The sequence below is a fragment of the Bradyrhizobium sacchari genome, from assembly GCF_002068095.1.
Taxonomy (GTDB): domain Bacteria; phylum Pseudomonadota; class Alphaproteobacteria; order Rhizobiales; family Xanthobacteraceae; genus Bradyrhizobium; species Bradyrhizobium sacchari.
Map to the genome: position 1 here is coordinate 22,528 of NZ_LWIG01000013.1, position 11,583 is coordinate 34,110.

General features: G+C 62.9%; 13 protein-coding genes and 1 pseudogene. 10 read left to right on the plus strand and 4 right to left on the minus strand.

Going from position 1 to position 11,583, the window contains the following annotated elements:
* From A5906_RS44535 to A5906_RS17295, 9 genes and pseudogenes are all read left to right on the plus strand, one after another.
* Window positions 1-140, plus strand: a pseudogene (locus A5906_RS44535) (VOC family protein); the annotation flags it as partial.
* A 153-nt stretch (window positions 141-293) separates the two neighbouring features.
* A complete protein-coding gene (locus A5906_RS17260) occupies window positions 294-1,001 on the plus strand; it encodes a TetR family transcriptional regulator (RefSeq protein ID WP_186465174.1) in 708 nt (235 codons plus the stop codon).
* A gap of 202 nt (window positions 1,002-1,203) precedes the next feature.
* Window positions 1,204-2,013, plus strand: a complete 810-nt coding sequence (locus A5906_RS17265) for an ABC transporter permease (protein ID WP_080136596.1) — start codon at window positions 1,204-1,206, stop codon at window positions 2,011-2,013.
* A 52-nt stretch (window positions 2,014-2,065) separates the two neighbouring features.
* Entirely contained in the window at window positions 2,066-3,058 is a 993-nt protein-coding gene (locus A5906_RS17270) for an ABC transporter substrate-binding protein (protein ID WP_080136597.1), read from the plus strand.
* Entirely contained in the window at window positions 3,055-3,900 is an 846-nt protein-coding gene (locus tag A5906_RS17275; protein ID WP_080136598.1) for an ABC transporter ATP-binding protein, read from the plus strand. The genes A5906_RS17270 and A5906_RS17275 overlap by 4 nt, the downstream gene beginning before the upstream one ends.
* A 5-nt stretch (window positions 3,901-3,905) precedes the next feature.
* Complete coding sequence (locus A5906_RS17280; protein WP_080136599.1) at window positions 3,906-5,303, plus strand: enolase-like domain-containing protein; 1,398 nt, start codon at window positions 3,906-3,908, stop codon at window positions 5,301-5,303.
* The gene (locus tag A5906_RS17285; protein WP_080136600.1) at window positions 5,300-6,451 is read left to right on the plus strand and encodes a Gfo/Idh/MocA family protein; all 1,152 of its coding nucleotides are present in this window, start codon (window positions 5,300-5,302) and stop codon (window positions 6,449-6,451) included. The genes A5906_RS17280 and A5906_RS17285 overlap by 4 nt, the downstream gene beginning before the upstream one ends.
* 133 nt (window positions 6,452-6,584) lie before the next feature.
* Window positions 6,585-7,775, plus strand: coding sequence for a dihydrodipicolinate synthase family protein (locus A5906_RS17290; protein ID WP_080136601.1), 1,191 nt, complete (start codon window positions 6,585-6,587; stop codon window positions 7,773-7,775).
* On the plus strand, window positions 7,775-8,638 hold the full coding sequence (locus A5906_RS17295) for a sugar phosphate isomerase/epimerase family protein (RefSeq protein WP_080136602.1): 864 nt from the start codon (window positions 7,775-7,777) through the stop codon (window positions 8,636-8,638). Before A5906_RS17290 ends, A5906_RS17295 begins: the two co-directional genes overlap by 1 nt.
* 2 nt (window positions 8,639-8,640) lie before the next feature.
* Here the strand turns inward: A5906_RS17295 and A5906_RS41460 are convergent, their stop codons facing one another.
* Window positions 8,641-8,835 (minus strand): hypothetical protein, encoded by a 195-nt coding sequence (locus A5906_RS41460; RefSeq protein ID WP_136615306.1) that lies wholly within the window; start codon window positions 8,833-8,835, stop codon window positions 8,641-8,643.
* Window positions 8,836-9,156: 321 nt separating this feature from the next.
* Here A5906_RS41460 and A5906_RS17300 point away from each other — a divergent pair, with 321 nt between their 5' ends.
* The gene (locus tag A5906_RS17300; protein ID WP_080136864.1) at window positions 9,157-9,390 is read left to right on the plus strand and encodes a hypothetical protein; all 234 of its coding nucleotides are present in this window, start codon (window positions 9,157-9,159) and stop codon (window positions 9,388-9,390) included.
* 62 nt (window positions 9,391-9,452) lie between these two features.
* Here the strand turns inward: A5906_RS17300 and A5906_RS41465 are convergent, their stop codons facing one another.
* The 3 genes from A5906_RS41465 to A5906_RS17315 all read right to left on the minus strand — a co-directional run.
* Complete coding sequence (locus A5906_RS41465) at window positions 9,453-9,674, minus strand: hypothetical protein (protein WP_136615307.1); 222 nt, start codon at window positions 9,672-9,674, stop codon at window positions 9,453-9,455.
* Between the two features lie 152 nt (window positions 9,675-9,826).
* Window positions 9,827-10,390, minus strand: a complete 564-nt coding sequence (locus tag A5906_RS17310) for a hemerythrin domain-containing protein (RefSeq protein ID WP_080136604.1) — start codon at window positions 10,388-10,390, stop codon at window positions 9,827-9,829.
* Between the two features lie 265 nt (window positions 10,391-10,655).
* Window positions 10,656-11,583 (minus strand): Spy/CpxP family protein refolding chaperone (locus A5906_RS17315; protein ID WP_150132783.1); only part of this gene is annotated, 928 nt, incomplete at its 5' end.

Consider the following 11,583-nt stretch of genomic DNA (forward strand, 5'->3'; position numbering starts at 1 on the left):
CCCGCCTGATCGCAGCCGGCCTCGACGTCACCGAGGTCCGCAACGGCCGCAAGCCGGGTACGCGGATCATGACGGTGCGCAGCGGCACCTGCGGGATCCAGACGGTGCTGCTGGAGCGCTCGCCGAAGCCGGTGGAGTGAGCGCTGGTCCCTCCACCCGTCATTGCGAGCACAGCGAAGCAATCCAGAATCCCTCCGCGGTGGCAGTCTGGATTGCTTCGTCGCAAGGGCTCCTCGCAATGACGGCTTCCGCGTGTTACATGCGTACCCGAGACCACCCAGCGAGCACCCGGTTTGGCGAAGGCAAAGCGAACTCTGAAATGGCAGCGGGACCCCGAGGGGATGCGGCTGCGCATTCTCGAAGCCGCCAAGCAGGAGTTTTCCGCCCACGGGCTTGCCGGTGCGCGCGTCGACCGCATCGCGGCCAAGGCCGGCGCCAACAAGCGCATGCTGTACTACCATGTCGGCAACAAGGACGAGCTCTATCTGGCGGTGCTCGAAGGCGCCTATGACAAGATCCGCAGCGAGGAGCGCGGTCTCGATCTCGAGCATCTCGATCCGCCCGAAGCGATCCGCCGCCTGATCGAGTTCACCTGGAATTACTTCCTGCGCAATCCCGAGTTCCTGTCGCTGCTGCAGACCGAGAACCTCGCGCGCGCAAAGCACCTGAAGAAATCGACCAAGGTGAAGTCGATGCACTCGCCCTTTGTCGAGATGATCCGCACCGTGGTGCGGCGCGGTGTCGAGTCCGGCGACTTCCAGGTCGCAGTTGACCCGGTGCAGCTCTACATCTCCATCGCGGCGCTCAGCTTCTTCTATCTCTCCAACTCGGCGACCCTCAGCGTGATCTTCGGCCGCGATCTGCTGGACAAGAAGGCCAAGGACGAACGGCTCGCGCACATGGCGGGCCTTGTGCTCGCCGCGCTGACGGGACGTTCGGCGGAACTGTTCGAGATCGCGAAAGCGCCGAAGTCGCGCAGCGCGGTGGCGCAGGCGGTTTAGTCCCCTAATCTCCCCGTCGTCATTCCGGGGCGGTCCGTAGGACCAACCCGGAATCTCGAGATTCCGGGTTCGATGCTTCGCATCGCCCCGGAATGACAGCGTGCCGGAACCCAGCGCAAAACGTCACAGGGAAACCTCTGGACAGTATTTATCCAACGGGTTAATTTCTCCCCACAACGAAGAAGACTGCCGGGAGTGAAAATTGGCCGAGCCGAAGCCGCAGGGTGCGATCTCCAAATTGCTGAATGCGGCCTGGGTTCGGCCGTTCTTGTTCCTCGTCTTCATCGTCGTCGCCTGGGATCTCGCGATCCGGCTGTTCAAAATCCCCGCCTACCAGATCCCCTCGCCGGGCGATGTTCTCGCCGTGCTGCGCACCGAATGGCCGGAATTGCTGCGCCAGTCCTGGCCGACCACCTATGCGACCGTCTGCGGCTTCCTGCTGTCGGCGCTGTTCGGCATTCCCGTCGCGATGCTGATCGCGGGCTCGAAGACGGTGGAGAGCTATGTCTATCCGCTGCTGGTGTTCTCCCAGTCCGTGCCGAAGATCGCGATCGCGCCGCTGTTCGTGGTGTGGTTCGGCTTCGGCATCATTCCCAAGGTGATCTCGGCATTTCTACTCGGCTTCTTCCCGGTGGTCGTCTCCGCCGTGCAGGGTTTCAAGTCGGTCGACCCTGATATGGTCGATCTTGCCCGCGCCATGCAGGGCAGCCGCCTGCAGGTGTTCCGCGCGGTGAACCTGCCGCATGCGCTGCCGGCGATCTTCTCCGGTCTCAAAGTCTCCGTGACGCTCGCCGTGGTCGGCGCCGTCGTCGGCGAGTTCGTCGGCTCCAATTCCGGCATCGGCTATGTGATGCAGCGCTCGATCGGCACGTTCGACCTGCCGACGATGTTCGCGGCCCTGGTGATCCTGGCGCTGCTCGGCGTCATCCTGTTCTGGATCGTGGACCGGATCGAGAAGCTGGTCATTCCCTGGCATGTCAGCCAGCGCGAGGACGTGATTTTCGCCTCTTAACTTAAGCAACGGTCATCAACGGCCGAAACATAATGATAAAGGGAGAGTGACGATGAAGCGGTTGATCGGGGCTGCATCAGTGGCGCTGCTGATGTTCACGGCCATGCCGGCGCAGGCGGCGGACAAGGTCGTGCTGATGCTGAACTGGTACGTCTATGGCGAGCACGCGCCGTTCTATTACGGCAAGGCCAGGGGCATCTATGCCGCCGAAGGCATCGACCTCGAGATCCAGGAAGGCCGCGGCTCGGCCGCGACGACGCAGGCCGTCGCCGCCAAGACTGCGGATTTCGGCTATGTCGACGTGCCCACCATGATGCGCGCCGCCATCAAGGGCGCGCCCGTGCTTGCCACCGGCGTGCTGCTGCAGACGAGCCCGATGTCCGCCATGGGCTTCGTCGACAAGAACATCAAAAAGCCCGAGGATATCAAGGGCAAGACGGTGGCGATCACGCCGGCGGATTCCATGACCCAGATCTGGCCGCTGTTCCTGAAGAAGACCGGCCTCAAGGAAAGCGACTTCCAGACGGTGGCCGGCGACGGCCAGACCAAGCTCAACGCCGTCATCAACGGCCAGGCTGATCTGTTGCTCGGCTATGTCATGGACCAGTCGATGAAGATCAAGGACGCCACCGGCAAGGACGTCTATCCGATCAAGTTCGCCGACTACGGCATCAACATGGTTTCCTCCGGCATCATCGCCAATTCCGACTATGTGAAGGCCAATGCCGACCTCGTTCGCCGCTTCATGTCGGCGACGACCAAGGCGGTCGAGGCTGCCGAGAAGGAACCGAAGGCCGCTGCGCAGTCGATCCTCGATGCCAACCCCAAGGGCGGCAAGATCGACACGCTGACGCAGGGCTTCGAGCTGACCATTCCGCTCTACCGGACCGCCGAGACCAAGGCCAAGCGGCCGTTCCAGGTCACCGACCAGAACATGACCGAGACCGTCAATCTGCTGGTCGAATATGGCGGCCTCGACGCCAAGGCCAAGGACAACCCGAAGGCTTTCTACACCAACGATTACTTGCCGAAGAGTGGCTCGTGAAACCAGCGACAGTGACGAGCGAAACCGTGCAGCCGGCCGCGCATCTGAGGCTGGTGAGCGACCGGGCCGGCGATACGTCGGGCATCAAGCTGTCCGGCGTGTCCAAGACCTACCGGACGCGCGACGGCGACGTGCCGTCGCTGCGGCCGCTCGACTTCCATATCAATGACGGCGAGTTCTTTGTCGTGGTCGGCCCCTCAGGCTGCGGCAAGTCCACGCTGCTCAAGCTGATTTCGGGACTCTTGCCGCCGACATCGGGCGAGATCCTGGTCGAGGGCGAGAAGGTGACGACGCCGCACGGCAATGTCGGCATCGTGTTCCAGAACGCGCTGCTGCTGCCCTGGCGCAACATCCTCAACAACGTGATGCTGCCGATCGACATGAAGCGGCTGCCGCGGCAGGAATATCTCGACCGCGCCAGGTCGCTGTTGAAACTGGTCGGCCTCGAAGGCTTCGAGAAGAAGCTGCCCTGGCAGCTTTCCGGCGGCATGCAGCAGCGCGCCTCGATCTGCCGCGCGCTGGTGCACGATCCCAGGATCATGCTGATGGACGAGCCGTTCGGCGCGCTCGATGCCCTGACGCGCGAGCGCATGAATGTCGAATTGATGCGGATCCAGCGCGAGACGAAGAAGACGGTGCTGCTGATCACGCATTCGATTCCGGAGGCGGTGTTCCTCGCCGACCGCGTGCTGGTGATGACCGAGCGCCCCGGCGCGGTTGCCGCGATCTACGACGTGCCGCTGCCGCGCCCGCGCTCGCTCGATGTGATGGCCGATCCCGTGTTCACCGAGCTCGTGCAACGCATCCGCAAACATTTCTTCTCGCAAGGTGCATTGGACTGACGATCATGGCGCCGCGCCTGAAGCTGCGAGATATCGCCTTCTTCGAACGACCGACGCATTTCGCGCGGCCGTTCCGCTTTGGCGCGATCACCATCAACGCGACGCCGCAGCTGTTCGTGCGGGTCGAGATCGAGGTCGAGGGCAGGGGCGTTGCGGTCGGCGCCAGCGCCGAGCTGCTGGTGCCAAAGTGGTTCGACAAGCGGCCGGAGCTGTCGCCTGCGCAGACAGTCGATGGCTTGCGCCGCTCGCTCCAGATCGCGCGCGGGCTTTACCTCGCGCGGACCGGACTTCGGACGGCGTTCGATCTGCATGCCTCGTGCATCAGTGCGCAGATCGCGACCTGTGCGAAGAAGAACATTCCGGCGCTTGCTGCGGCCTATGGCCCGGCGGAGATCGACAAGGCAATCCTCGATGCCCTGCTGCGCGGTGTGGAAACGGACTTCTTTGACGGCATGGCCGGCAATATCGCCGGCATCGATGCGCGGCTTTCGCCGGATTTGGACGACGCGGATCTCACGACCTTTCTCGCCGGCCGCAAGCCACTGCCGCGCGTTGCGATCAGGCATACCGTCGGCCTCGACGACACTGTCGAAGGCGAGGGCGGTGTTGCGGATGACCACGAGAACGCCGGTGCAAATTACTTCAAGCTGAAACTGTCGGGCGATCCCGCAGCCGACGCAGCACGGCTGGCCCGTATCGGCAAGGAACTCGACACGCTCGGGCGCCATTACAAGGTGACCCTCGACGCCAACGAACAGTATGCCGATCTCGCCGCGCTGCAGGCTCTGATGGACCGGCTCGACCGTGATTCCGCGCTGCGCCCGATCGCCTCGCGGCTGCTCTACGTCGAACAGCCGATGCCGCGCGATATCACACGGCAATCGCCGCTGGGTTCGCTCGCCGCACACGGCTTCATCATCGACGAGGCCGACGATTCCTACGATGCCTTCCCCGCGGCGCGGGCGCTCGGCTATTCCGGCATTTCCTCGAAATCCTGCAAGGGGCTCTACAAGTCCATTGTCAATGCAACGCGCGCGGCGAAGTGGAGCGCAGGCGGCGAAACTTTCTTCGTCACGGGTGAGGACCTGACCTGCCAGGCCGGCCTTGCCGTGCAGCAGGATCTTGCGCTCGGCGCCTTCATTGGCGTCACGCATGCCGAGCGCAACGGCCACCACTATGTCGACGGCTTTGGCGACACGCCTGCCGCAGAAGCTGCGGCCTTCGCCGCCGCGCACCCCGATCTCTACGCCGATGCCGGGCAGGGCGTCCGCCTCAGGATTCACGACGGCGATCTCCTGACGGGATCGCTGAACACAGTGGGCTTTGCGACGTCGGTGCATCCGGACTGGTCGGCGCTCCGCCCGCTCGAACAGCCAACATCACTTCAGGAGTATCTGGCATGACCACGCAACGCCTCGGCCTCATCATGAACGGCGTCACCGGCCGCATGGGGCTCAACCAGCATCTGATCCGCTCGATCGTCGCGATCCGCGACCAGGGCGGGGTCCGCCTCAAGAATGGCGACCGCGTCATGCCCGATCCGATCCTGGTCGGCCGCAGCGCCGAGAAGGTCGAGGCACTCGCGAAGCGCTACAACATCACGCGCTGGACCACCGACCTCGACGCGGCGCTCGCCGACAAGAACGACACCATGTTCTTCGACGCCGCGACCACACAGGCCCGCCCCGGCCTGCTGACCCAGGCCATCAATGCCGGCAAGCACGTCTATTGCGAGAAGCCGATTGCGACGAATTTCGAGGAGGCCGTCGAGGTCGTGAAGCTCGCCAACGCCAAGGGCGTCAAGCACGGCACGGTGCAGGACAAGCTGTTCCTGCCCGGCCTGAAGAAGATCGCCTTCCTGCGCGATTCCGGCTTCTTCGGTCGCATCCTCTCGGTGCGCGGCGAGTTCGGCTATTGGGTGTTCGAGGGCGGCTGGCAGGAAGCGCAGCGGCCGTCGTGGAACTACCGCGACGAGGACGGCGGCGGCATCATCCTCGACATGGTCTGCCACTGGCGCTACGTGCTCGACAACCTCTTCGGCAATGTCCAGAGCGTGGTCTGCATCGGCAATACGGACATTCCCGAGCGCTTCGACGAGCAGGGCAGGAAGTACAAGGCGACCGCGGACGATTCCGCCTACGCCACCTTCCAGCTCGAGGGCGGCATCATCGCCCACATCAACATGTCCTGGGTGACGCGCGTCTACCGCGACGATCTCGTGACCTTCCAGGTCGACGGCACGCTCGGCTCGGCGGTCGCGGGTCTTTCCGACTGCATGATCCAGGCCCGGCAGGCGACCCCGAGGCCGGTATGGAATCCCGACGAGAAGCGGCTGCACGATTTTTACGGCGACTGGCAGAAGCTGCCCGACAATGTCAGCTACGACAACGGCTTCAAGGAGCAGTGGGAGATGTTCATCCGCCACGTCTACGAGGAGGCTCCCTACAAGTTCACCCTGCTCGAGGGCGCCAAGGGCGTGCAACTCGCCGAATGCGCACTGAAGAGCTGGAAAGAGCGGCGCTGGATCGACGTCGCCCCGATCAAGGTGTGAGGTCGATTGGATAAGCCCCGATGTCCACTAAGTCGTCATTGCGAGCGAAGCGAAGCAATCCGGAGTCTTTCTGCAGAGGCCGTCTGGATTGCTTCGTCGCTTCGCTCCTCGCAATGGCAGGAAGAGGTCTAAAATGAACAAGCCAGTCCAGCCCATGTCGTCATTGTCGCTCAAGCTGCCGAAGGCCGATCGCTCGATCGAGGCCTACCGGCTCGCGGCCTCACGAACGTTCCCCGCAAAGCTCGAGGGCCCGCTGAACCGCATCGCCTTCTCGGCCGTGCACACGGTTGCCGATCCCTTCGCGGACAACGATCCCTGGCTTTCGGTCGCCGTCGACTGGGACAAGACCATCGCCTTCCGCGAGCACGTCTGGGACCTCGGCCTCGGCGTTGCCGAAGCCATGGACACTGCGCAACGCGGCATGGGGCTGGATTGGCCGACCTCGCTGGAGCTGATCACGCGCTCGGTCGCCGCCGCCAAGCGGCGCAACGCGCTGGTGTTCTCCGGTGCGGGCACCGATCACCTCGCGGTCGAGGATGCCAGGACCATCGACGACGTCATCCGCGCCTATGAGGAACAGATCTCCGCCGTCGAAAAGGTCGGCGGCCGCATCATCCTGATGGCCTCGCGCGCGCTGGCAAAGCTCGGCCGCAACGCCGACGACTACGCAAAAGTCTATGATCGCGTGTTGTCCCAGGTCCGCGAGCCCGTCATCATCCACTGGCTCGGCGACATGTTCGATCCGGCGCTGACGGGATATTGGGGCACTAAAGATCTCAACAAGGCGATGGACACCGCTGTCGCCATCATCAACGGCAACGCCGCCAAGGTTGACGGTGTCAAAGTCTCGCTGCTCGACAAGCAGCGCGAGATCGACATGCGCCGGCGCCTCGACAAGCGCATCAAGATGTATACCGGCGACGACTTCAACTACGCGGAGCTGATCGCCGGCGATAGCCAGGGGTTTTCGCACGCACTGCTCGGCATCTTCGATGCCATCGCGCCGGCGGCGTCCTATGCGCTGTCGCGGCTGGCTGCCGGCGACGAGGCCGGTTTCCACGACGTGCTGGGACCGACGGTGCCGCTGTCGCGCCATATCTTCAAGGCGCCGACGCGCTTCTACAAGACCGGCGTGGTGTTCATGGCGTATCTCAACGGTCACCAGGATCATTTCACCATGGTCGGTGGTCAGGAGAGCACGCGTTCCACGTTGCATCTGGCCGAGCTGTTTCGTCTGGCCGACAAGGCCGGCCTGCTCGCCAATCCCGAACTCGCGACGCAGCGGATGAAGTCCGTGCTCGCCACCCACGGTATCGAACCCTGATGCGCGATTTTTCGTCCGACCATCGCTGGCTGTCGCTGAACACGGCGACCGTCCGCAAGCAGGGTGACCTCGTCGAGATCATCGATGCCTGTGCCAGGCACGGCATCCGCGCCATCGACCCCTGGCGGGATCAGGTCGCCGCCGTCGGTCCCGACCGCGCTGCACGCGCGGTGCGCGATGCGGGCCTCGATCTCTCAGGTTATTGCCGCGGTGGCATGTTCACCTCTGATACCTCACGCCGGAGCGAAGTGCGCGACGACAACCGCCGCTGCGTCGACGAGGCCAAGGCGCTCGGCGCCTCCTGCATCGTTCTTGTCGTGGGCGGCCTGCCGCAATATTCGCGGCCGGGCAGCGAGGCGTCGAAGGACATCGCGGCGGCGCGCGGGCAGGTCGAGGAGGCGCTTGTCGAGATGCTCGACTACGCCAGACAGGCAAACCTGCCGCTGGCCATCGAGCCGCTGCATCCGGCTTACGCCGCCGACCGCGCCTGCGTGAACACCACAAAGCAGGCGCTCGACATCTGCGACCGGCTCGACCCTGATCGTACCGGCATGCTCGGCGTCGCACTCGATGTCTATCACATCTGGTGGGACCCGGAGCTGATGGGCCAGATCGCGCGCGCCGGCAAGGATCGCCTGCTCGCCTTCCACGTCTGCGACTGGCTGGTGCCGACGAAGGACATCCTCAACGATCGCGGCATGATGGGCGATGGGGTCATCGACATCAAGTCGGTGCGTCAAGCGGTCGAAGCGCAGGGTTTTTCCGGATACTCGGAAATCGAGATCTTCTCCAGCGACTGGTGGGGCAAGCCGATGGACGAGGTGCTGCGCACCTGCATCGCGCGGCACAAGACGGTGGTTTAAGCTTACCAGGTGTGCGGTTTTTCCGGGCTTGCGGCCTGTTGCAGCGCGTCGAAGCGGGCCCTCTGCTCGCTGCTCAGTGTGGCATAGAACTCGTCTATGCGGGCTCGTCGCTTGGCGATCGTCAACATGGCCCGTCGAGGACGCTGGCGACGCAGCGAGCTGGTGGGAGTACCACCAATGATGAGATGGACTGCCATCAGCTTTCAGGCAGAATATCATCATTCCGATGCCGCAGCCCTGCCACAGTCTGTGCCAGATCGGATGTGGTAATAAGCGGCATCAACGGTCAGCAGGCGCGGCGGATGTACCCAGGCCTGCCGATCTTGAATGGCCCCGACGTGCAAGCGTCGGGGCCATTGTTGTGATCGGCCTGGCAGACTTGTTCTTCTAAAAAGTCAGACGATTGCGCTGTCATCGATTCACCGTCAAACACCGGGGTATCGCTCGCCAATTCGATCTGCGAAGTTGTGACAACACAAATGCGCTTGCAAACAAGCAAGCGCGATGGGAGGTCCGCAGTGGAGAAAGTGCGACGCTTGCGTGCGATGAGCTCACTTTGCCGCCAACAGGCCGCATACAACAGCATGAACAAATGGAAGCTGCTTGCGGAAGCAGAGTACTGGGATCATCTGGCCGAGTTTGAGTTGTCGTCTTACTTCCAACAATGCAACGCCATTGGCGCGAACGAGATCGAGCAGCCTCAAGCGATCGCAAACACGAATGATGTTGAGCGGAAGACGATTCCCGCGTGAGGTCAGAAACGAGGCGGTAGCTTGCGTTCCGTGCCGCTGCACTCACACGGAGAGTGCGCCGTCTAGGACCACGGCGGCTCTTCGCCCGCCGCGTCTGCCTCGTGGTTGATCGTGACACCCGCCGAACGCAATCCAGTCAGCAATACAGTTCTTACAGAGGCGGTATCAAATCCAATCTCCTTGGCGTTTGGTGGATGGGCCTCGCTCTCCTTCAATCGGAGCGCCAAATGCAATTGCTCGCAAAGGTGCCGAACGACGAGATTGACTTGATCGTCGGTCATCATTGTCTTCTCCTGCTATCCCAGCCCTACGCTCATGGACGCTCATGGTTGTGGGGCCGGCCTGTCTGGCACACCGGAAATGACCAGGCGGCGATTGGAGCGACGCTTTGACCTTTCGGACATCCAATCCGATCAGCACAATGCGGATAGCTTGACTAGTGCCGTTCGGCTTCGGCTTCTTGTTCCAACTGCAAGATGCGTACCCGTAGCGCGTCGAACGTCTCTTCGGCTGCCTCGCTAAACAGCGGATCCTCAGGATTGGACATGGCCGAAGCGATCTCCGTCCAATCTTGAGGCTTGAGAGCCTTCACGGCAGCGGGAAAGAAATCGCGATCTTCCATCGTGATGTGGCGTCGCTCGTGTTCGATGAAATCGTGAACGATGGCATGCACATCTTGCCGAAGGAGTTCGCGGCCCGCAAGAACATTGTCAATCTCATGAGCGACGCGGCGCAAAAGTTCGGCCCCTCTCTGGTGTTCGCGAGCGAGATCACCGATCTTCGCAGCCGCATCGGGATCGCGAATTCTCAACTTGGCGAAGACCAGGTCTTCCTGAGGGTGGTGGTAAACCTCAGGGTAAAGTTCGAAATAGCTGATGACCGCGCCAATAACCTCATAGTCGGGGCGGTCGCCCAGGTCGAAAACCTGAAGCTCCCGCTCAAGGATGGCGAGCAGTTTCTCGATATTGCGGTGCTCTTGGCTTAAGCGCTCAATGATCATTGCTGTGATCCACAAGGTGACCGATTGAGAAGCTTTTGAAAACTTAGCCCAAAGTCGCCTCAGCTTCTTGCGCTAAATCAAGTCCCGGGCGGATGGTGCGCGATCCTCCTGTTCCAATCACGTATTTTGCCACTGGCGCGTCGCGAACGGGAGGTCTTGGATCTCCGCTCTTGGGCTGCCGTTGGGAGCTAACCGACCAGTCCGCCAGCGCTTGACGAGTCCACGCCATGGTCGTCCGGCTTCGTTCGCAGCGAATGCCACGCCCTCATTGGCCCGCGACCTGTTGCAGGGTGTTGAAGCGCGCCTTCTGCTCGCTGCTCAGCGTGGCATAGAACTCGTCCAGCGCAGGCTCCACGAGCTTGGCGGCCGTCACCATGGCCTCGAGCCGGCGCTGCATCGCCTCCAGCCGTCCGACCGGCGTCAGCGGTACATCGTTCGGGCAGGCCGCCTGCAGGCCCTCAACGCCCTTGGCTGTCGCTTCACCGAGGCGGTCGAGCGCCTCCTTTTGCTTGCCGGCGGGGTGGAGCACAGCCTCGATCCTCTGGATCGGCAACTGGGTCAGGCCGGACTTCGGATCGCCGCAGCTGTCGGCATTGGCTTGCTGCTGCGGCGGCGAGCGATCTCCGACGTTGGGGCCGAGCGCGTTGAAGCGGGCCTGCTGCTCGTCACTGAGCGAGTTGTAGAAATTCTCCAGCGCCGGCCGCACGATCTTGACGGCCTCCAGCGTTGCGTTGACGCGGTTCATCATCGCGCGCAGGCGGCCGGGAGGAGTCAGTGCATAGGTCTCCGCACAGGAGTCCTTGAACACACCGGCAGCGTTGGCCGCCGCGGCCTTCAGCTCGTCGAGCAATGCGCGTTGCTCCGGTGTGGGCCGCACAGCCTGCGCGATGTCGGCCAGCGGCCAGGCGGTTACGCCCTTGTCCGGTGTGCCGCACAACTGCCGAAGCGTTTGCGGACTCGCGCTGGCGCGCTGGCGAACGCTGCCGCCGCCAGCTTGCGGGTAGTCGTACGGGTTGACGCTGGCATAGGCGGAATAGGGGTCGTCACCGCCCCAGAACACGGTGTCGACGAAGTCGTCATATGCGTACGCCCAATAGCCGGGCTCGTAGGCATAGGACCAGAACGTGTAGTCAAAAATGTCGGAGTAGGCGTATGGCCAGAACACCGGCCCAAGCCACGCCACGAACACGGCG